Origin of the sequence: Chryseobacterium sp. KMC2 (assembly GCF_016756935.1) — a bacterium.
Lineage (GTDB): Bacteria > Bacteroidota > Bacteroidia > Flavobacteriales > Weeksellaceae > Chryseobacterium > Chryseobacterium rhizosphaerae.
The window spans coordinates 1-22,478 of record NZ_JAESIT010000022.1; the positions used below are offsets into that span (position 1 = coordinate 1).

General features: G+C 34.5%; 21 protein-coding genes. 15 read left to right on the forward strand and 6 right to left on the reverse strand.

The features are described 5' to 3' along the window. Positions 1–435: 435 nt before the first annotated feature. Positions 436–948: an ATP-binding protein gene (locus JML65_RS19985; protein ID WP_202271835.1), complete on the reverse strand. Its 513-nt coding sequence runs from the start codon at positions 946–948 to the stop codon at positions 436–438. Between the two features lie 149 nt (positions 949–1,097). Here JML65_RS19985 and JML65_RS19990 point away from each other — a divergent pair, with 149 nt between their 5' ends. The 4 genes from JML65_RS19990 (at position 1,098) to JML65_RS20005 (ending at position 7,890) form a co-directional block, all read left to right on the forward strand. Continuing rightward, positions 1,098–1,769, forward strand: a complete 672-nt coding sequence (locus tag JML65_RS19990; RefSeq protein WP_202271836.1) for a hypothetical protein — start codon at positions 1,098–1,100, stop codon at positions 1,767–1,769. A gap of 1,268 nt (positions 1,770–3,037) precedes the next feature. Next, positions 3,038–5,542, forward strand: a complete 2,505-nt coding sequence (locus JML65_RS19995) for a PIG-L family deacetylase (protein WP_202271837.1) — start codon at positions 3,038–3,040, stop codon at positions 5,540–5,542. 100 nt (positions 5,543–5,642) lie between these two features. Continuing rightward, positions 5,643–7,334, forward strand: a complete 1,692-nt coding sequence (locus tag JML65_RS20000; protein ID WP_202271838.1) for a sodium:solute symporter — start codon at positions 5,643–5,645, stop codon at positions 7,332–7,334. 37 nt (positions 7,335–7,371) lie between these two features. Continuing rightward, the gene (locus JML65_RS20005) at positions 7,372–7,890 is read left to right on the forward strand and encodes a DUF2911 domain-containing protein (protein WP_202271839.1); all 519 of its coding nucleotides are present in this window, start codon (positions 7,372–7,374) and stop codon (positions 7,888–7,890) included. A 67-nt stretch (positions 7,891–7,957) separates the two neighbouring features. On the opposite strand, the gene JML65_RS20010 is transcribed toward JML65_RS20005, so the two are convergent. Genes JML65_RS20010 through JML65_RS23925 form a run of 4 tightly spaced genes read right to left on the reverse strand, consistent with a single transcriptional unit; the run spans position 7,958 to position 11,721 of the window. Continuing rightward, positions 7,958–9,391, reverse strand: coding sequence for a serine hydrolase domain-containing protein (locus JML65_RS20010; RefSeq protein ID WP_202271840.1), 1,434 nt, complete (start codon positions 9,389–9,391; stop codon positions 7,958–7,960). Positions 9,392–9,396: 5 nt separating this feature from the next. Then, the gene (locus JML65_RS23915; protein WP_237390944.1) at positions 9,397–9,951 is read right to left on the reverse strand and encodes a tetratricopeptide repeat protein; all 555 of its coding nucleotides are present in this window, start codon (positions 9,949–9,951) and stop codon (positions 9,397–9,399) included. A 23-nt stretch (positions 9,952–9,974) separates the two neighbouring features. Further along, complete coding sequence (locus JML65_RS23920) at positions 9,975–11,081, reverse strand: serine hydrolase domain-containing protein (protein WP_237390945.1); 1,107 nt, start codon at positions 11,079–11,081, stop codon at positions 9,975–9,977. Further along, the gene (locus JML65_RS23925; protein WP_237390946.1) at positions 10,993–11,721 is read right to left on the reverse strand and encodes a helix-turn-helix domain-containing protein; all 729 of its coding nucleotides are present in this window, start codon (positions 11,719–11,721) and stop codon (positions 10,993–10,995) included. Before JML65_RS23925 ends, JML65_RS23920 begins: the two co-directional genes overlap by 89 nt. A 220-nt stretch (positions 11,722–11,941) precedes the next feature. Here JML65_RS23925 and JML65_RS23930 point away from each other — a divergent pair, with 220 nt between their 5' ends. After that, positions 11,942–12,139 (forward strand): hypothetical protein, encoded by a 198-nt coding sequence (locus JML65_RS23930; protein ID WP_237390947.1) that lies wholly within the window; start codon positions 11,942–11,944, stop codon positions 12,137–12,139. 371 nt (positions 12,140–12,510) lie between these two features. On the opposite strand, the gene JML65_RS20025 is transcribed toward JML65_RS23930, so the two are convergent. Further along, positions 12,511–12,783, reverse strand: a complete 273-nt coding sequence (locus JML65_RS20025; RefSeq protein ID WP_047486255.1) for a helix-turn-helix transcriptional regulator — start codon at positions 12,781–12,783, stop codon at positions 12,511–12,513. Between the two features lie 245 nt (positions 12,784–13,028). On the opposite strand from JML65_RS20025, the gene JML65_RS20030 reads away from it, so the two are divergent. The 10 genes from JML65_RS20030 to JML65_RS20075 all read left to right on the forward strand — a co-directional run bounded on the left by JML65_RS20030 (position 13,029) and on the right by JML65_RS20075 (position 22,471). Beyond that, a complete protein-coding gene (locus JML65_RS20030) occupies positions 13,029–13,193 on the forward strand; it encodes a hypothetical protein (RefSeq protein WP_156126017.1) in 165 nt (54 codons plus the stop codon). Positions 13,194–13,262: 69 nt separating this feature from the next. Then, positions 13,263–14,255, forward strand: a complete 993-nt coding sequence (gwsG, locus tag JML65_RS20035; protein ID WP_202271842.1) for a grasp-with-spasm system ATP-grasp peptide maturase — start codon at positions 13,263–13,265, stop codon at positions 14,253–14,255. Further along, positions 14,224–14,412, forward strand: coding sequence for a hypothetical protein (locus JML65_RS20040; protein ID WP_047486253.1), 189 nt, complete (start codon positions 14,224–14,226; stop codon positions 14,410–14,412). The genes gwsG and JML65_RS20040 overlap by 32 nt, the downstream gene beginning before the upstream one ends. A 69-nt stretch (positions 14,413–14,481) precedes the next feature. Continuing rightward, positions 14,482–15,630 (forward strand): grasp-with-spasm system SPASM domain peptide maturase, encoded by a 1,149-nt coding sequence (gene gwsS, locus JML65_RS20045; RefSeq protein WP_202271843.1) that lies wholly within the window; start codon positions 14,482–14,484, stop codon positions 15,628–15,630. A 460-nt stretch (positions 15,631–16,090) separates the two neighbouring features. After that, entirely contained in the window at positions 16,091–17,161 is a 1,071-nt protein-coding gene (locus tag JML65_RS20050; protein WP_202271844.1) for an acetoacetate decarboxylase (ADC), read from the forward strand. Positions 17,162–17,190: 29 nt separating this feature from the next. Then, entirely contained in the window at positions 17,191–18,135 is a 945-nt protein-coding gene (locus tag JML65_RS20055) for an NAD-dependent epimerase/dehydratase family protein (protein ID WP_202271845.1), read from the forward strand. A 31-nt stretch (positions 18,136–18,166) separates the two neighbouring features. Beyond that, positions 18,167–19,078, forward strand: coding sequence for a helix-turn-helix domain-containing protein (locus tag JML65_RS20060; RefSeq protein WP_074231503.1), 912 nt, complete (start codon positions 18,167–18,169; stop codon positions 19,076–19,078). 213 nt (positions 19,079–19,291) lie between these two features. Then, complete coding sequence (locus tag JML65_RS20065) at positions 19,292–20,023, forward strand: type 1 glutamine amidotransferase domain-containing protein (protein WP_202271846.1); 732 nt, start codon at positions 19,292–19,294, stop codon at positions 20,021–20,023. A gap of 13 nt (positions 20,024–20,036) precedes the next feature. After that, positions 20,037–21,083, forward strand: coding sequence for an acetoacetate decarboxylase (ADC) (locus tag JML65_RS20070; protein WP_202271847.1), 1,047 nt, complete (start codon positions 20,037–20,039; stop codon positions 21,081–21,083). Then, entirely contained in the window at positions 21,083–22,471 is a 1,389-nt protein-coding gene (locus JML65_RS20075; RefSeq protein ID WP_317194092.1) for an aldehyde dehydrogenase family protein, read from the forward strand. Before JML65_RS20070 ends, JML65_RS20075 begins: the two co-directional genes overlap by 1 nt. Positions 22,472–22,478: the final 7 nt, after the last annotated feature.

Consider the following 22,478-nt stretch of genomic DNA (forward strand, 5'->3'; position numbering starts at 1 on the left):
ATTTTTGATTACAAAGATTAACGCAAAGTTGATGAATAATTCCGCTTTATTGTAAGTTGGGCAAAGTGATGCGACTTTGTCGCTGATGAAGCATTATGCTTTTCCATGCGCTTCGACGAATCAACGAGAAATGATTGTCAATAATCATTTTTCAAATATTGTGTTTTATTGTCTCTGTTGCGCAAGGTCCCCCGAGTTTGAGCTAGTAAATAAGATTATTTCCTTTACACTTGCTCCAAAGTCAGGAGATTTCGGAGAGCGGAGACGATGAAGAGCATTCAATACTTGTTATTCAAAGAGCAATCAGAGTAGATTATTTCTGCTCTGATTTTTTTAAGGGGTAACAGCTGTCAATGATGGTCTCTTAAACTAACCTCGACAGGATTCAAACCTGTAACCTTTTTTAAGCCTTACAGAAGTTACTCACCTTAGATCCTAGGATAAAATTCCGGTCAGCACCTGATCTTTTCGGTTCGATAAAGTTCCGCTTACTTTAATGACCTTTATTCCAAGATCCTCAATCCAGTCATAAAGTAACTCATTAACCTTATGCCTGAGTTTTGGCAGCTCTATCTGATGGTTGGATATCAGATCGGGTTCTTCAATAGGGACAAAAACAAAAACATCAATTTCATCGATGATGGTTTGAACTTTTTCAAAGAGAGACTGGATATTTCGACCAGAGTCAAGAACATGAAGATAAGCTAAGATATCAATGACACATCTATCAAATATGACATCATCTCCGCTTTTGAAGACCAGTTGGGCTGCATAATTAAATTGTTCAAGAAAATCGTCAGGATGAGGTTCTTCTGAAAATTCATACCCTGAAGACTCCATCTGGTAGTAGGGTTCTATTTCAAGTGTGTACCCGGGAAGGTTCTCCAGAAGTTCTTCTGCCAATGTGGTTTTACCGACTTTGTGAGCACCGATTATTGCAATTCTCATATTTCAGTTTATATTGTAATCCAAAAGTCTAATACGAAATTTTCGTGCCTGTTTTTTGAGCGTCCATTATATAACGTTTTGTCAATCTATTTAACACATAATTTTTCTATATTTAGAACAAGTATATAAATATAATATAAAAAAAGACAATGCCAATAAATCCACTACCTCCGGACGGAGGCATGTTATATAAAGAAACAGATATGGCCCAGTTTTTCCCTGAGCCATTAAATGCAGTAACTGCTATATTATTTTTAGCCATAGCCATTTTTTGGACCCTTAAAATAAAGGGTAATTTTAAGGAATATCCTTTTTTAACCTACTGCCTGGTGTTATTATATATTGGTGCCATAGGGGGAACTGTTTATCATTCATTCAGACAATGGCCGGTATTTATCATGATGGATTGGATGCCCATTATGTTGCTCTGTTTGTCTGCCGGATTTTATTTTTTAGCGCAGAGCATCAGATGGTACTATGCTGTGGTAATGGTTCTCGTATATATAATACTCATGTTTGCCTTGAGAAATTGGATTTTGGTAGATAAGACTTCTCTTTTTATCAACGTAAATTATGCAATCATGGCTTCATTTGTCCTTTTTTCAGTACTAAGTTATTTGATTTATACCCAATGGAAAGCTGGCAAATGGGTAGGTTTTGCTTTATTATCATTTGCTCTCGCACTCACTTTCCGTATCGTTGATAAATGGGAATGGTTGAGTTTCGGAACCCACTTTTTATGGCATACTTTCGGGGCGATAGCAACATTTTGTATGTTTAATTATATCTATCTTACGCGGAATACAATTAGAAAAACATAAGGAGTTTTTATTTTCCCTGAAACTCTGATTCATACGTAAAATCTGTTTAAACGTAACCACAAAAGTCACAAAATATTTTTAAACACTTAAGCTATTTTAAGTTATATACTTTGTGTGTAAGAAGTACACTTAAGTTTTTTTGAAAATCAAAGATTTTCATCTTATGTGAACTTAATTATGCGGTATTCCTTTAAACTTTCTAAAGTGTACTAAAGTGTCTAAAAAAATAAGAACTTTTGTGTCTTTTGTGGTTTAATAAAAAAGTTTATGGACTAAACCTTATAGGTTTTAGAGCTCATGCATATTAAAAACCTATAAGGTTTGATCCGATAATTCCAAAATATCTCAGAATTTTTATGGGTAAATAAACTGAACTACAAAAGTCACAAAAGATTTTTAAACACGTAAGCCATTTTAAGTTATATACTTTGTGTATAAGAAGTACACGTAAGTTTTTTTGAAAATCAAAGATTTTCATCTTATGTGAACTTAATTATGCAGTATTCCTTTAAACTTTCTAAAGTGTACTAAAGTGTCTAAAAAAATAAGAACTTTTGTGGTTTAATAAAAAAGTTTATGGACTAAACCTTATAGGTTTTAGAGCTCACGCATATTAAAAACCTATAAGGTTTGATCCGATAATTCCAAAATATCTCAGAATTTTTATGGGTAAATAAACTGAACTACAAAAGTCACAAAAGATTTTTAAACACTTAAGCTATTTTAAGTTATATACTTTGTGTGTAAGAAGTACACTTAAGTTTTTTTGAAAATCAAAGATTTTCATCTTATGTGAACTTAATTATGCGGTATTCCTTTAAACTTTCTAAAGTGTACTAAAGTGTCTAAAAAAATAAGAACTTTTGTGTCTTTTGTGGTTTAATAAAAAAGTTTATGGACTAAACCTATAAGGTTTGATCCGATAATTCCAAAAGATCTCAGAATTCTTACGGGTAAATAAGCATAACCACAAAAGTCACAAAATTTTTTTAAACACTTAAGCTATTTTAAGTTATATACTTTGTGTGTAAGAAGTACACTAAAGTTTTTTTGAAAATCAAAGATTTTCATCTTATGTGAACTTAGTTATGCGGTATTTTTTTAAACTTTCTAAAGTGTACTAAAGTGTCTAAAAAATAAGAACTTTTGTGCCTTTTGTGGTTTAATGAAAAAAAATAAACAGCTTTTTTTGTGAAATTCACGGTTTAATTCTTTTAAGGTTGAAAGAAAGATGATTTACTTATATTTGCTCTGCAAAGTAAAATTAAATGTTCAAAAAAGTAAGCACTGTATTTATCCTAGGATTTTATACGGTTTTTTGTTCGGCCCAACAGGTTCGACCTTCAAAATCATCTGAAATTTACCGTGAACTCAAAACACTTAAACAGCTGCCTAAAGTTTTATACCTTGCGGCTCATCCCGATGATGAAAATACAGGATTACTCTCCTGGTTAATCAACGATCAAAATGTAGAAACAGGCTATCTGTCTTTAACCAGAGGTGATGGTGGGCAGAATTTATTAGGTACAGAGCAGGGTGCTGCATTGGGTTTAATCAGAACCCATGAGCTTTTAGAGGCAAGAAAGTTAGACGGTGCCCAACAGTTTTTTACCAGGGCGATTGATTTCGGGTTCTCTAAAAATACGACCGATACCTTTAAACAATGGGATGAAAAGAGTATTATAGCGGATGTAGTTTGGGTCATCCGTCAATTCCGTCCGGATGTTATCATTTGTCGTTTTCCTCCTACTGCTGCGGCAGGTCATGGACAGCATGCGGCTTCGGCTGTGGTGGCGGAAAAAGCTTTTAAGCTGGCAGGCGATAAAACGGCTTTCCCAGATCAACTAAAATATGTTAATACATGGCAGCCAAAACGTGTACTGTGGAATACTTTCCGCTTTGGTGGAGTGAATACGACCGCTGAAAATCAACTGAAAGTTACCGTTGGACAATATGATGCGCAATTGGGAATGGGCTATGGTGAATTGGCAGGATTAAGCAGAAGTTTACATAAAAGCCAGGGTGCAGGAACACAGTCTGTAGCCGGTATCAGAACTGAATATTTTGCCCATGTTGTTGGCGAACCTGCAAAAGCAACACTTTTTGACGGAGTAGTTAAAACCTGGACTTCAAAAGGAAACGCTGATATTGACCAATCGTTAGATGAAATTATTTCCGCTTTCAATTTCAATAATCCAGACCGCAGCTTGCCTGCTTTGCTTGCTTTGCGAAAAAAGGTCATGGCGCTAAAAGATGCAGACCTGAAAAAGGATAAAATTAAATCTCTTGACAATATTATTTTAAGCTGTGCCGGGTTTATGGGTGAGGTGGTAACCAATCAGGCTGAAGCTGTTGCCGGGGATCATTACAATTTCAGGTTAAATCTGATTTCAAGAGCTGCAAATCCTGTGGTTTTAGAAAATGTACAATGGCTAAGTCAATCAGAAAGCTTCAATAGAAAACTATCAAAAGATTCTTTAATTACCATTCAGCATGATATTCAGATTCCTGCAGATGCCGCACTCACAGAACCTTACTGGTTGGCAAAACCTCCCACGAATGCCGCAACTTTCTCTGTTCCGAATAATACTTTAATCGGTTTGCCTGAGGCAGAATCCCCACTGAATGTGTTGCTTGGTTTAAAAATAGGTTCGGAAAATTTTCAGGTTAAACTTCCTTTATCTTTCAAGAAATTAGATCCTGTGCGTGGTGATGTGGTAGAAGCCTTGCGCATTGTTCCTGCATTGGAACTGAAATTTACACAACCATTGTATTGGGTCAAAGAAAATGAAGATGTACATTTGAGTGTAAATGTTAAGGTCAATTCTAACAGACCGTATACTAAAGGTATTCTCAACCTGATGTATAACGGAGAGCGATTAGGCGGCGCTGATGTAAGTTCGCTCAATGGAAAAGATACGACCATCGATTACGTTATTCCAAAAACTAAGCTTGCCGCAATACATTCATCCCGCTTGCAATTGGATGCCAATTTTGTGGCAGATGGAGTCACTTATAATAAAAAACAAGTATTAATTCAATACCCGCATTTACCCTCCTTACAATATTTTTCGCCTGCAACGGCAGCTGTAATGAAAGGTGATATTCAGGCGAAGGTTAAAAAAGTGGGGTATATAGAAGGTGCGGGCGATTTTATTCCTGAGTTTCTGCGCATTGCAGGGATTCAGGTAGATGTTTTGAAAGACGAAGATTTTTATGGCAAATTAGATGAAACTGCTGGAAATGCTAGTCAAAACAAGCTGTCACAATACGATGCTATCGTATTGGGTGTTCGTGCCAATAATACAGAGAAGAAACTGGGCCGCTGGATGCCTTTTTTATGGTCTTATGTAAAATCCGGAGGTAATTTGGTGATGCAGTATAACACGAACCAGGATACCACCGTTGACCAATTGGGAATGTACAAATTCAGTATTGCCAATAAACGGGTTACCGAAGAAAATGCTGCGGTTAGGTTTTTAAATCCAACACATAAATTACTGAGCTTTCCGAACAAAATTACGGCTGATGATTTTAAAGGCTGGGTACAGGAACGTGGCGCCTATTTCCCTACCCAATGGGATGCCGCGTATGAACCGCTTTTTGAAATGCACGATACGGATGAAGAGCCACAGCAGGGATCAACTTTATATGCCCAATACGGGAAGGGTAATTTTATTTATACACCGCTGGCATTTTTCAGACAGCTGCCTGCAGGAAATGTGGGAGCGACACGTTTATTTTTTAACTTTTTATCTGCACAGAAAAACTGATGAACAAGCAACTTAAAAATTGGAATATCTGGTATATACTATTAGCTGTTGCATTAGTATTGCAGATCGCATTTTATTATTGGTTTACTAAATCCTGGGCATGAGTAATATAGATTGGACAGTTCTCATTTTTACACTTGTTGCAGTGGTGGTCTACGGCGTATTCATCGGCCGTGGCCAAAAAAGCAACGAATCATACCTGAAAGCAGATAATAAAATGCCTTGGTACATTGTGCTGATAGGGATTATGGCTACACAGGCAAGTGCCATTACATTTTTGTCGGCACCGGGACAAGCTTATACAGACGGCATGCGTTTCGTGCAGTATTATTTTGGTTTGCCTTTGGCGATGATTGTGATCTGTATCACTTTCATTCCGATTTTTCAGCGTTTAAATGTTTATACGGCCTATGAATATTTGGAAAACCGTTTTGATAAAAAAACAAGGGTGCTCACTTCACTGCTTTTTCTTTTTTCCAGAGGTTTATCAACAGGAATCAGCATTTACGCTCCGAGTATCATCTTATCAAGCGTTTTAAACTGGAATATTTACTTAACGAATGTTTTAACAGGGGGTATTCTGTTGATTTATACCTATGTTGGCGGTGCAAAAGCGATCGCTCATACCCAAAAACTACAGTTTCTCATTATTCTGGGAACCATGGCTTTTGCAGGTTACCTGCTTATTCAGAATATGCCGAATGGAATTGGTTTTAACGATGCGCTGTATCTGGCGGGAAAATCCGGAAAGTTCAATGTAATCACCACAGAATTCGATTGGAAAGATAAATACAATATTTGGAGCGGCTTAATTGGTGGTTTTTTTCTGGCACTTTCTTATTTCGGTACGGATCAGAGTCAGGTCGGGAGGTATATTACTGCGAAAGACAATACCAATGCAAAAATGGGCTTGCTGTTGAACGGATTGGTGAAAATTCCGATGCAATTTGCGATTCTCCTGATCGGTGCCTTACTTTTTGCTTTCTTTTCTCTAAAACCGGCTCCTATTTATTTTAACGAACGCTCTTATCAACATTTAAAGGAAACACAACCTGAACAGGCCGCGGTTTTTGAAAAAGAACATCAGGATCTACAGTTAAAATTTAATGCAGAATCGAAAGAGATTTTAAAACTGAAAGAAACTCATTCTCCCGAACTCAAAAAAACAATTCAGGATTTTAAAAACACACAAACCCAGGTAAAAGCCCTTCACGGCAGGGTAGAGGAAGCTATCAATCATTCAAACTATAATGCCGAGAAAACGGATACCAATTATATTTTCCTGTATTTCGTAAAAAACACTTTGCCTGTAGGAATGATCGGTTTACTGTTTGCAGTCATTTTTCTGGCCAGCTGGGGTTCAATTTCTGCAGCGCTGAATTCCCTTGCCGCCTGCTCATTAAAAGATGTTCATTTGATATTTAAAAAAGAAATTCCTGATGATGCCACCGAATTAAAGTACAGTCGCCTGCATACTTTAGCCTGGGGGATCTTCTCAATCGGCGTTGCCATGTTTGCCACTCAAATGGGGTCTCTTATTGAAGCGGTTAATGTATTGGGTTCTCTTTTCTACGGTCCGATATTGGGGATTTTTCTGGTCGCCTTTTACTATAAAAAAATCGGCGGTTCCAATGTATTTATTGCTGCAATATTATCAGAAATTGCGGTTATTGCCGTTTATAAATTCGATATAGTTTCTTTCCTTTGGCTTAATGTAATCGGTGCTGCGGCGGTAATTATATTTTCGGCAATTGGTTTATTGTTTTATAAGCCGAAAGCAGTAAATTCGTAAACAAAATAGAGTAAACATACAAATAAACAAAAATATTATGAAAACCATCATTAAATCTGCTGCGGTCCTTGTTGCGACAATGACAATCTCCATGAATGCATTTGCACAGGACACTAAAAAACCGGCCAGCCCTCCGGCTACTGCTACGGGAAAAATTAAAGATGCAAACATTACCATTGCTTATAGCAGTCCTTCTGTAAAAGGACGTACAATCTGGGGTGGTTTGGAAGCTTATAATAAAGTTTGGCGTGCGGGTGCCAATGAAGCAACTACTTTCGAAACGGATAAAAATATTACCGTTCAGGGTAAACCGCTGCCTGCAGGTAAATACAGCTTTTTCTTAATCCCTAAAGAAAGCGGAACCTGGACTGCGATTTTTAACAAAGAACCAAAACAGTGGGGCGCTTATAAATACGAAGAATCTAAAGATGCTTTACGTGTTGATGTTAAAACAAAAGCTTTACCAGCAACACAGGAAGCTTTAGTGTATAAGATAAACAATAATGGATTCACAATGGATTGGGATAAAATCTCAGTTCCTGTAGAGATCAAATAAATTTAAATATCAGAAATTAAAATCCCGTATTAACGGGATTTTTTTGTTTAAAATTTGATTTGAAAATTTACTTTCCTATTTCTTTTTCGATTTTATCGATCATTTTTTCAGCATTACCGTTAGTTCCACCAAGACTGATTGCTTTTTTATAACTCTCTAATGCTAAGTTGTATTGCTTATCTGTAAAATAAGCTTCTCCTAAACTATCGAAAAGATTAGCATCTTTAGGAAACTCAGTGGTAGCCAATTTAAATATTGTTATGGATTCACTGTTTTTTCCGAGTCTTAATAATTCATATCCTAACTTATTAAGTTCTCCCGGGTTCTCAAAACTATATTCATTTTTAGCATTTTTCTTGAGTAAATAGTAGGTCTCTATCGCCTTATTTACGTTGTCGAGAGACTCCTTTCTTATCGCTTGATAAACAGATTTTTTAGGAATTTCATATTCTTTTCCTAGCATCACATTGTGAATAATATGCCCTAAATCCCAAACTTTATTGAGATTATTGGACAATAGAATTATCGTTATATTATTTTTTAAATCGTTTAAAAAGATGGATTCAAATTTATAAGAAACCCCATTATGTCTTTGTAGGTCTTCTTTTTCAAAGTATCTGCCAAGTGATCCACCTTCATCTTTTGCATATGGATTATTCAACAGAGTATGATAGGATTCTTTGGATATTAACCGATTAGAATTCAGCGCTTCAATCCATTTATACAGATCATGGATGTCTACCCAGAGCCAGCCACTAATAAACTTCAATTCCGGGCATTTTACATGGTCCATATCATAACAAGAGGTTCTGTTTTTATAACCAAATGTTGGTTCAAATACTGAATTGGTCATTTTCAATGGTTTAACTATATTTTTAATGACAAATTGCTGGAAGGACATTCCGCTTACCTTTTCAATTATTCTTCTTTGCAAAAATACATTGCCATTATCATATCTGTAGCTAGTGCCAGGTTCAAAGAGGAGACTATCATTACTTCTCAAAATATTCCACGCCTCCGCATCATTTTCGGGTTTTAATTGTTCAATTGGGGGAATACCACTGGCATAATTAATCAGATGGCGTATAGAAACTATCTCTGCCCATTTTGGTAATCCTAAATTAAATTTGGATACCTTGTCATCAAGATTAAGAAGACCACGTTCAACTAAAATCATGATGGCAACAGCATTAAATTCCTTGGCAATAGAGCCAATATTGAATATTGACTTATTGTTTAAAGGAGCTTGCCTCGTTTCATCGGTAAATCCAAATGATTTCTGATACACAATCGTATTGTTTTTAACGACAAGGACGTTTCCATTGAATAAACCCCTTTCATAGGATGTTGTCATCAAGGAATCAATTTGATTGATTTCTGATTTTTGTTCAGTCGAATTTTGAGATGTCTTCTTTGTTTCTTTGGAATGATTTAACGTCTGGGCAGAAAGATTATTTGTAAATAAAACAGCTGCTAATAATAAGAAAAATCGGTTCTTCATTTTAATTAGTTTTTTGGAGATAGAATTTGATTGATTTTTGAAAGCATTTCTTTGGCATTATCGTTATTAGGGTTCAGTTCCAATGTTTTCAAATAATCCTTTTTCGAAGCGTTATAATCTTTTTTATTAAAATAAATCTCGCCACGTGTATCATAAATATTGGACGAGTTTGGAAATTCTGAAACGGCATAATCAATAATTTTTAATGCATCATCAGGTTTTCCTTCACCCAAAAACTTGTATGTTAATCTATTCAATTCATTTTCAAAACCATTAAAATTATAAGAATCGAATTTGTTTTTCTTCAGTTCTTTCAAATAAACAATTCCTTTTTCTACTGATTCTGCTTTCATTTTTTTATAAACTTCGAAGATAATTAATGGTTTAGGCAAATTAACTTTGGTATTGTATAGAACTCCGAAGACATCATCGATAACAGCTTCCAATTGTCCGCCTCTTTTACCTGCTCTAGTGTTATCAAGCAAGATTACGTATATTTTTTCCTCTGGAATTCTGGCAATATTGCAGGAAAAACCATTGATCCCGCCGCTATGTGCCATTGTTGTAATGTCTTTTCCAGAACCTAAAAATTCTGATGTTTCTGAACAACCAAACCGTAAGCGTAATCACTTAAATTTGGCGTGAAATATATTTTTTTGTTCTCGTCATTCAGCAAAGTATTCGTGTATAAAGCATCATCCCATTTTCGCATATCATTTGCTGTGCTGTACATTCCGCCAGCAGAAAACACCGCAGTTTTGATATTAATGTAATCTGTTTTTTGATAACCATCGTAATCAAAATCATAGCCTTGAGCATACTTTGAAATGATTTCTTTTGGATCTTCAATTCCTGTATTTTTCATTCCAATGACATCAAATATCTTTTCCTGAAGAACTTTCTCATAAGGTTTCTTGGTAATTTCCTCAATAATTAATCCTAATAGATAATAGCCCGTATTGCAGTAATTATGCTTTGTTCCTGGTTCAAATCCTAAATTATCTTTGAAATATTTGATGGCAAAATCTTTCCCAGACAAATTTTCGAAAACCATTTTAGTTTTAAAATCAGGGAAATCCGTGTAATTTGGCAAGCCAGAAGTATGTGTTAACAATTGATGAATGGTAATTTTGCTTCCTGCCGTTTTGTTAAACCAAGGAAGATAATCACTTATTCTGTCATCCAGCTTGATTTTTCCTTCTTGTTTTAATTGCATAATCAGCATTGCAGTAAATTGTTTTGTTACGGAACCAATTCTGAATTTGGTGTCAGAAGTTGCCTCGATACTCCAGTTCATATCGGCTTTTCCATAATTTTTTTGCAAGATAATTTCGCCGTTTTGAACAACCAAAGCACTTCCGTTAAAAAGATTGTAGTCGTGATATTTACCAATAATCAAATCGATTTTTTTTGCTTTTTCTTTATTTGAGCTGGATGTGAATTTTTGTGCAAAAGTATTTGAAGATAAAAGCACGAGAAATGCAAGCAGGAAATTTTTCATAATCGATTCTGATTTTATAATTTGCTGCAAAGATGCTTTAAAAGGCCTCAGTACGCGACCGATTAAAAAAAGTCGAACCCATTTCTTAGAAAAAAATGGATTAATTTGGATTTTTTCTAAAATCTGTTGGTGTTGTTCCTGTATATTTTTTAAAAGAAGTACTGAACGACGATTTGGAATTGAACCCAACTTGATATAAAATTTCCAGAATTGTGAGTTCTTTTTGCAAAGGATCTTTTAGTATTTCTTTGGCTTTTTCAATTCGATATTCATTTACAAAATCAAAAAAGTGTTTGTCCATATACAGGTTAATCAAAGTCGATAAGTCTTTTACGGGTATTTTTAATTGTTCTGCTAAATCCTGAATCGTTAACGAAGAATCCAGGTAGGGCTCTTTTTCCACCATAAAATCTTTTAAGAATTCGATTTGCTTATTTTTTTCGTCATCAATGATGGGAGATGATTTTTGTTTCGGGGCAACATCTGAGATCGGCTTTAATAGAGAATTAACACCTCTGAAAAATTCAGGTTTGTCTAACGCAACAAATAGATACCAACAAGTACAAAACAAAAATGCAAATCCATCAAGGGTTACGATCCATTGTCTGATTTCTCCCAAACCAAAGATAAAAGTAACCAACCATCTGATAAGTACTAAGAAATGTAAGACATAATAGAGAATTGTTATTTTGTAAAGTGCATTTAGGATAGAAATATTTGGATTCGTATAATTCTCGAGATAGACGGTTTTAGACTTTCTGATAACCAGCAATGAAGCAATAAAATAAACCTGAAATAGAAATTCAAAAAGAAAATAGAAAAATTGCATGATAGGCGTTTGATTCATTGTATTTATGAAGCTTATTTTCGAAGCTCTATCTTCAAAATAAATCCCATACGCCATATACAAATTGAACGCAATAAACGGAATGGTGTGCCATAAATGTTTCGGTTTTAATCGAAAGTTGGAAAAGCAAACGGACAATACATAAAGGTAGAATGATGCCGGAACCAAATAGTTAATGCTCCAGCGAAAAGCCTCGAGGTTGATGAAATTAACAGGAAAATCACGCATCAAAAATTTACAAGCATCTATGGCATTTGTAAAAAGAAAAAAAGCAAGAAGCCAATTTGCAAGTTTGTGCTTAGTTTTTACAGTCAATAAAAATAAGGCGAGAAACAGCACCAAAAATATTCCTATAAATGCTGCTATTTCCAAAAAGCTGTATTTGTCCATGGTTTTTTAACGTAGGTGCAATTTAATATTTAAATAGGAAAGCTTAAAAAAGTATCGATGATTTTATCCTAAAAATATTCGTACCAAATGCTAAAAGTTGTATTGTTGTACCTACCAATACAGCCATACTTTCGGCTTATTTTGAAATAGTTAAAGCGATTATTGAATGAGTAAAGTAGACAAGAGAGACAGGATATACAAAAAGAAATACTAAAAAATCTTCTCAAATTTTGTGTTTGATTCAGGATCTCAAACTTGTAATAAGTAATAAAAAAATTGCCAACTGTCTTTACTTGGTTCCTTCTGGCTTTTTGTGATCAAGACGAGCCTATCTTCAAACACTTTTATTGATGATTTGATTCATTTGAGCCCAATTAAATTCTAAATATTCTTCCCCAAACTTAGTGCTTTGAGTTGTAGTTTTAGGATTTCTATTTTTTTTTGTAATACAAGATATTGACTGGTATATTCTTCAAAAATTTCTTCTACAGAAACATCCAGCAGCCTGGCAATATCTTTCCATTCCTGATCCGAAATTTTAATTTTTCCTGTTTCTCTTTTTTGATACTGGGTCTGGCTTATTTTAAGGTAAGTTGCAATATCTGCCTGCGTAATTTTTCTTGCTTTTCGTGCAGCAATTAACTTGTTGTTCATGGTTTTGTGAAAAAAAATTAGTGAAACGAAAGTATAGAATATTTTTTTTAACACAAAATTAAAGGCTATAAAAAGCTATAATTTTTACTTTTTTGTGTGAATTATGTTTGATACATTTGAAAAATATGACACCAGAAAGTGTCTTTTTGTATGTGTACAGTACAGAAATATAAAACGCTGATCAGCATCAACCCATGTCAGGGTTTGTATGGCAAAAATTATTATTAAATTTTTAAAATTATTTTATGAAAAAGAAGTTAGAAAGCTTAAAGCTGAAAAAATTTAAAATGCAAACAGTAAAAGGAGGAAAGGCATTAGACCCAGAAACAGGTATTGGAGAAGATAGTTATAAAGCTGACCATACCTATAACGGAACCTATTATGTTAATGACACCGTTAAATATGATTAGTATCTAAGGTAAAAACTAAAATAGGCTATTTGTATTTATTACGAATAGCCTAATTTTAAGATTGACATTATGATAATTATTTTTAGTAAAAATTACGGTGAGAATACAACAGATAATGTTTTAAACTGGTTGTATCATCATAAAAAAGACGATGAGGTAATAGTTAGAATAAATGGTGATGATTTACTAAGTAAAGACTTTTATATTGATATTTCCAATTCCGAATTTAATTTTAATAATCAAAAAATAGATAATCAAATTGTAAATACTATTTGGTTTAGACGCACTTTTGATGAAGACTTTCTAAATATTGAGCCTAAAATTTTTAATGAATTTCATAATAACAAAACCCTGGAAAATCATTTATTCTCCGAATTAAGAACAATATACAGGTTTTTAGAATCGTTTTTAGACAATTCAGTCTGGATCAATACATACAGTGAAAGTTTAAATAAACTGAAAACTCTTAAACTTGCTGAAAAACATGGTCTGAATATTCCAGACACCTATATAACCAACAAAATAGAAATTATTAACAAATTAGCAGCAGATAAAAGTCTGATTACAAAGCCTATAAGCGATGCTGTAACCCTTTTTGATAATGATTCTCATTATATGATGTATACAAGTGAAGTAAGTGAAATTAAAAATGAAGGCCATATTTTTCCTACCAAACTTCAAAGTAAAATAGATAAAAAATTTGAACTTAGGATATTCTATATAGACGATGTTTTTTATTCTATGGCTATATTTTCTCAAAATGATAATAAAACCAAGGTGGATTTTAGAAATTATAATTATAAGAAAAGCAACAGAAATGTACCCTATAAACTACCGGTAAAGATAGAATCAAGGTTAAAAGAATTAGTTAAAGAATTAAATCTGAAAACTTGCTCGATAGACATGATAGTCTCAAAAGATGATGAGTACTATTTTCTTGAAATAAATCCTGTAGGGCAGTTTGGAATGGTTTCCAAACCATGTAATTATCATTTAGAAGAACAAATGGCATTATATATATTGAAAAATTATGAAGAAAATAACAACAAAATTAAAAAATAAAAAACTTCCTCTTCCTTATTGGAATATACAAAAGGAATTATCAGATAAAAAATTGGGTGATATTCCGGCAATGATGTATTCTAATTCAGATTTGTATCAAACGAGAGGGTATATTGTTGAAGGTTCTAGAATAGTTATATCTAAAATTATCAGCTAATTGTGAAAGATAATATGATTTGTTTTATTTCTAACCTCTTGTATAGAAATTAATTTTAGAAAAGAAATATTGGAATATGTTTCAAAACCAGACTCCTATCCTTTAGATGATAATACTAAGATGACTTATTTTAATAGATTTGCTTGTTGCCTGGTAACTTATGGGCATACAAGAAGTATAATTTGCGATGTACAAAGAAATAATTATTACCTGATTCCAAATTCTCTCTATACTTTACTCACTGAAGAATTTCCAAATTTTTCCATTGAAGAAATTTATGACAGCTATGGAAAAGAAAATGAAAAATACTTAAAAGATTATTTAAATTTTTTATTAGTCAATGAAATAGGGTTCATAGATACCCAAATCATAAAAGAACTCATTCCTTTAAATTTAAATTATAAGGTTGCTGAACCAATTTCTAGTATAATAATTGATTTAAGTAAAGAATCTTTTTTTCTTGAAGATTCAGTTCACATTGCACAATTTATTGATACCAAGAGAATAAAACATTTACAAATCAGATGTTATGATGTAATTGATGTAAATATGTTTTTTAAATTTTTGAATAATCTATCCAGAACAACTCTAAAAGGTATTGAAATCATCTTACCTTATAAAATGAAATTAGAAAATAGATTGCTAAATAAAAACATTATTAAGTCAAATGATAAAATTAATAGATTGATTTATTTTGGATGTGATAAATATAAACAAGAAAAGTATTTGAATAGAATTATAATTTATGTTGAAGATAAAATTATAAATCAAAAAAGTTGCGGATTGATTTCTTCAAAATATTTTAATTCTAATCTCGAAACATATACTTTATCCAACAGCCACAACTCCTGTCTCTACAAAAAAATTTCCATAGATTCTGAAGGTAACATTAGAAACTGCCCTTCCATGCCTCAAAGTTTCGGGAATATTAAAGATATTACCTTAGAAGAAGCATTATCCCATCCTGATTTCAAAAAATACTGGAACCTAACTAAAGACAGCATCGAAGTTTGCAAAGATTGTGAATTTCGGTATATCTGTACAGACTGTAGAGCTTATACAGAAAGAACTCATACTCATTCTGAAGGTTTAGATACTTCAAAACCTTTAAAATGTGGATATAATCCATACACAGGTGAATGGGAAGAATGGAGTACCAATCCACTTAAAGAAAAAGCAATCAATTATTACGAAATGCAAGATTTGGTAAAGATATAATAATACACAACCATTGAAAAAAAATTTCCCATTTTACAACAACCCAGAGTCAAAGACTGCGTTTCTACTTGCTTAAGAATTTACTTTCGATAGTAATAGCTTCTTTGTATGTTGGGCTTATTGAAATTCGTAATATAGGAAATACTTATAGTAAGTAAAATAAAAGGCGCCAACTGTTTTCAGTTGGCGCCTTTTGGCTGATGGTGAACTTGCTGGTTGGAACATCGAACCAATTTTTAAAAGATATTGAATGTTTTTCGTGTTTATGTGATTGATATTTAATTGTTTATGTTTATTTTATTTTGATTTGAATCCTGTTGACAATTTTTAATATTTTGTATTGAATTTTTTAGAGCTTACCCATTTTTATTTATCGGAGATTCTGTTACAACTTATCTTAATTCGGATACACTGTTTGTTTCCAGTCTTTAGAACTTTGTCATACTTAAAACAATATAGTATGAACACATTTAAAATGTTAGTTATAACTGCCAGTATGGGTATGTATTCCAATGGTATGGCAGCTATCGATGTAAAAGGCACAATTTCTTTTAACTCGCAGATTGCGGACAAAAATGTTTCAATTTCTGAACGGAATAAAAATTATAGTAAAATGGACACGCTCAAATCCAACCAGACAATCATCAATTTAGGGGGGCACCAAGTTCCTGTTTTAAAGGGAGGACTTTATGACAGATTCCGTTCAAACCCACCTTTGTCAGTAGTTGAAAAAGAAGCGCCTGAAATTGATCTGAGCTGGTTTAAAACTATTCAAAAACAGAAAAAAGAGGTCGGGTTTACAACATACTCTCCTAATTTCTATTATAGTAACAGTAGTATAACGGCAATATATACTGCTGATATGACAATGCTAAAAAAGCTAATCCCAGCAGAAGTTCGTGATATTGTGAAACCTATTTCAATTACACCTGGACGTGGTCTGGTTGCAATCACAGCATATGCTTACCATTATTGTGATAATGATTCCTATAATGAGTTATCTATCTCTATTGTAACTACGAAGCCAAACTCCACCAATTGGGGCGTATTTTCCCTTATGAAGGAGCTTAAGAATAAAAATCTTTGGGGGTACATTCTGAAGCTTCCTGTAGACACAGAACTGGCGAGAGTTCGTGGGGTAGTGGGATATAATCTGCCGAAATGGTTGATTCCAATGAAATATAGTGATCAAGGAGAGATGATGAAGTTCGACTTTTATGATGAGTCCGGGAAAATGGATTTTTCGATGGGAGGAAAAAAACTGGCTATTGGAGATGTTCAGCCGGATATTGTCCGTTCAAACTTTATTAACAAGGATAGAAATGGCCAACTGACTCACGGTTATACTGATGTCAGAGCGATTAAGAAAGCAAGCAGCAAAAAGAAGGAAGACGTACAGCTCAATCTTACCAATGGGCCTTTATCCATGTTTATCAAATCATTGGATCTTGGTAAACTAATGCGTTATGATTATCAGCCGGAATTCCAGGCGGCACTGTATACTCCTGAATTAACAGAAAGATCTAAATAAAGATAGTAAAGAATTAAACGTAAAGTAATATGCAAACAATATTGGGAGCTAACGGTCAAATAGGCGAAGAACTGGCAAGAGAGTTGAAGAGAAACTTTACCTCAGATATCCGGATTGTTGGTAGAAATGCACAAAAAGTAAATGATACCGATGAGGTTTTTCTTGCAGACTTATCTATTAGAGAAAATGCGGTTGAAGCTGTAAAAGACAGTGAAATTGCTTATTTCACATTAGGATTGCCTATTAGTACATCTCTTTGGGAGGAGCAGTTCTCTCTCATTACCAGAAATGTAATAGATGCATGCAAGATTAATGGAACTAAGCTCGTGTTCTTTGATAACACGTATATGTATCCACAGGATGGCAGAGTTCTTACCGAGGATACTGAATTTGCCCCTGTGGGCAGAAAGGGAAAGGTAAGAGAAGAAATGACAGCAATGTTGTTGGAGGAAATGAACTCAGGACAGATAGATGCGGTAATTTGCCGTGCTCCTGAGTTTTATGGTCCGGGTAAGACACAGAGTATTACCAATACAATGATCTTTAATAAAGTCAAAGAAGGGCAGACCATTGAAATTCCACTGAGTACAGATAAGAGAAGGAGTCTGATCTGGACACCGGATGCAAGCCGTGCCACGGCATTGATCGGAAATACGTCTGATGCATATGGGCAGACATGGCATTTACCCGTGGATAATAGTCACCCCACTTATGCCGAGTTTATCAGTCTGGTATCTGAAATTTATGGAAAGGAATTTGAGTTTACAATAGTACCGGAATATATATTCCAAAAGGGAGCACAATCCAGTACAGTATTTGCTGAATTATTGGAATTACTACCAAGGTATGCTTTTGATAATCTGTTTGAGGATGCCAAATTCAGAAGTCGTTTTTCGGAATTTCACACAACAAGTTACAGAGAAGGGATTGAACAAATCAGAAATGAACAAACTTCAATTAAAAAAAAGCAGTAAATTAGTTATGTATAAATCAGAAAATCAAAATATGAAAACTCCAGAAAAGGTTTCGTCAATTAATGCCCTGCATCAGTTTCTAGGATTGAAAAAACCGTCGAATCCACTGATTAGTGTGTTCAATTTTGATGATGTCAATCTGGAACCGGAAACGATTCTAAGTGCAATTACTACAGATTTTTATGTTATTGCATTGAAAAAGGAATGTGCGGGAGGTAAGTGCAGATATGGACAACAGTATTATGACTTTGATGAAGGGATCATGTATTTTATTGCCCCTCATCAGGTACTCCAATTTGAAGATGTGCTTCTGAATGGTGTAAAGGGCTTTGTTTTGGTAGTGCATCCTGATTTCTTTCAGGGATATCCTTTAGCATCGCAGGTTAAAGATTATGGTTATTTTTCCTATGCGACCAATGAGGCGTTGCACCTTTCAGAAAAAGAAGAAACCTCTGTTATGGATATCATTCATAACGTTGGAAATGAAATTGAAGGCAATATGGATAATTTTACACAGGATCTGCTGGTTTCCAATATTGAGCTTTTGCTTAAATACTGTGACCGTTTCTATAACCGTCAGTTTTTAACGAGAAAAAAGGCGAATAATGATTTACTTACAAAGTTGGAAAACTTACTGGATGGTTATTTCAAGAATGATAATTTAGTAGTCAATGGAATACCTTCTGTTCACTTAATAGCAAGTGAATTGAATCTAAGTGCCAACTATTTAAGCGATATGCTCAGAGTTCAGACAGGAAAGACAACCCAGCAGCATATTCAGAACCGATTGATAGAGAAAGCCAAAGAATTATTGTCAACAACGGAATTGTCTGTATCAGAAATCGCTTATCATTTAGGGTTTGAGCATCCACAATCATTTCACCGTCTGTTTAAAAACCGTACTACTTTTTCACCTCTGGAATTCAGAGCCTCATTTAATTAATGAAAAAAGTACTCTAATTTAACGAATGCATTAATATTAATAAATATTGAAAAGATGGGTGGTAATTATTACAACCCATCTTTTTTTATTTTTTATTGGGTTTGGTGTTTGAAATAAATCAATAAAACAGAGATTCTGTTACAACTTACCTTATTTAGGTTACAATAACTCATCGGATGTTTTGGACCTTTGTTGTATAAAAATACTTATACAATGAATCTTATTAAAATATTAATTATTGTTACCAATATCAATATGTATGCAAGTGGGAATTATCCTACTGGCCTATGGTTAAGTGAAGTGACCCATATCTATCAGGCAGCAAAAGAAAAAGGCTATGATGTTACCATTGCAAGTCCCAATGGTGGTGATGTTCCTGTAGATCCAGAGAGCCTGAAATTTTTTACCCTGGATAAGATATCTAAAAAATATTGGGATGACAATTCCTTCCGTGAATTGTTGAAAAATAGCAGAAGCCTTAAGGAGGTGGAAAATGACAATTTTGATGTGGTTTATCTGGCAGGCGGACATGGAACAATGTATGATTTCCCCGATGATAAAATGCTCCAAAAAATTATTGGTGATCAATATGAAAGTGGAAAAATGGTGGCCGCCATTTGTCATGGAGTCGGTGGTTTGCTTAACGTAAAATTGTCCAATGGAAATTATCTGATCAAAGATAAAAAACTAACTGGTTATAACTGGTTTGAAGAAGGTCTTGCCGGCCGAAAAAAAGAAGTGCCTTTCAATCTTGAAGAGACTTTGAAGAACCAGGGTTCGGATTACAGAAAAGCACTTATCCCGATGACCTCAAAGGTTGTTGTCGATGGAAATTTAATTACTGGACAGAACCCTTTCAGTTCTAAAAAAATGGCAAAAGTCGTGGTACGTGAACTGGATAAACAAATAGCACAATCTAAAATCATAGATAATAATCAACATTAAAAAACGATTTAAAATGAAAAAATTAAAAATTCTGGCAATCGCAGTAATTATCGCTATAATCCTACTCTTTGCCCCTGGCTTTTTCCTAAGTAAAGCTGTCGTTAATACAGCTTCAAATAAGGAAAGTGTACAACCAAAAACCAATAATCCTACTGATAAGGATACACTCATTGAACTGGCGGGGCAGAAGATGCCTGTACTGAAAGGCGGTTTGTTTGACAGATTTCATTCAAATTCGCCTATGGATATCGTTGCAGAGGAAAGACCTGATATTGATCTGAGCTGGTTCAAAACCATTCAAAAACAAAAAAAAGAAGTAGGCTTTACAACCTATTCGCCTAACTTCTATTACAGTAACAGCAGCATTACAGCTATTTACACGGCGGATATGTCAAAAATAAAGGAATTGATTCCGGAAAAGGTTAAAGGTCTGGTAAAACCAATTTCCTATACGCCCGGCAAGGGATTGATAGCTATTACATCTTACGCTTACCATTACTGCGATAACGATTTTTATAACGAATTGTCCATCTCTATTGTAACCACACAACCGGGTAGAAGCAATTGGGGACTGATTTCGCTGATGGGTGAGCTGAATGATAAGAACCTGTGGGGATACGTGTTGAAACTTCCGGTAGATACGGAGTTGGCAAGAGTGAGAGGTGTTTACGGTTACAATTTGCCCAAATGGCTGATTCCTATCAATTACACGAACGAGGGTAATAGTTTGACGTTTAATTATTACGATGAAAAAGGGAATTTTGACTTTTCGATGGCAGGGAAAAAACTGGATGTTTCTGCATCAACACCGGAAATTACGCGTTCTAATTTCATCAATCTGAATAAACAAGGTCAGCTAACACATGGTTATACTGATGTTCGTGCCATAAAGAAAGCGAGCAGCAAAAGTGCTGAAGATATTCAATTAAATCTTTCTGATGGTCCTTTGTCAACTTTTATCAGATCATTAGGTTTAAATAAACTGGTTAAGTACGATTACCAGCCGGAGTTTCAGGCAGCATTATATACGCCTGAACTGGTACAGGAAGATAAAAAATAATTCAATCAACCTTAAAATTTAAAGCAATGGATTTTGATAAAATATTTCAATTACAAAAAGCATTTTTCAATACACATCATACAAAAGATATAACCTTTCGTAAGGAAACATTGAAAAAGCTGAAAACCATTCTGAAAAAAAATGAAAATCGTATGTACGATGCGATTTATAAAGATTTTCGAAAAGGAAGATTCGATACATTTTTAACGGAACTGAATCTTATTTATAATGAAATCGATTTTTTTCTTAAAAATCTGGATAAGCTCAGTAAACCTAAAAAAGTAAAAACACCATTGAATTTGCAGCCCGGGAACAGTCATATTTATTACGATGCATTGGGCGTAACGTTGGTCATCGGTGCATGGAATTATCCTTTACAGCTCACGTTGTTGCCCATGGTTACCGCTATCGCGGCGGGAAATACCTGCGTACTGAAACCCAGCGAGCTACCGGAAAATACAATGAATCTGCTAGAGGAGTTAATTAATCATAATTTTCCATCCAATTATCTGTATGTGGTGGCAGGTGGGATTCCTGAAACAACCGAACTTCTGAAACTCCGCTGGGATAAAATTTTCTTTACCGGAAGCCCGAAAGTGGGAAAAATAGTATATGAGGCCGCTGCAAAAAATCTTATTCCGGTTGTCCTTGAATTAGGCGGTAAATCTCCAGCTATCGTTACTAAAACGGCAGATTTGGAAGTCGCTGCAAAGCGTTTGGTTTGGGGCAAGTTTATAAATGGTGGACAGACCTGCATTGCTCCCGATTATCTTCTGGTAGAAGAATCGGTGAAGCCGAAATTATTGCAGCTGATAAAAGAAAAGCTGGAGGAATTCAATTATTCAGATGGTGCGGAGCATTTCACCAGCATCATCAATAAAAGGAATTTCGAACGTGTTTCTTCGCTTATCGATAAAGACAAAATTTTCTATGGTGGCAAAACCAATGAAGAAACTCTATATATCGAACCTACGGTTTTGGATAATATCACTTGGGACGATGCCGTAATGCAGGAGGAGATTTTTGGGCCTGTTTTTCCGGTCATTGGCTATACCGATTATGATGAGATTTTGCAGAAGATCATTGAAGGAGAAAAACCTTTAGCAGCCTATCTGTTTACAAAAAATGAAGAAGAAAAAACAAGACTTCTCCATCTGGTTTCTTTCGGCGGTGGTGTCATCAACGATACTTTGATGCATATTACCAACCATTATCTCCCTTTTGGCGGCATTGGGAATTCGGGAATCGGAAGTTATCACGGCGAATACGGTTTCCTTGCATTTTCTCACCAAAAATCAGTTATAGACAAAGCTACCTGGGGCGAGCCCGATCTGAAATATCCGCCCTATACCGATAAAAAAATGCACTGGATAAAAAAGGTGATGTAACAGAGAT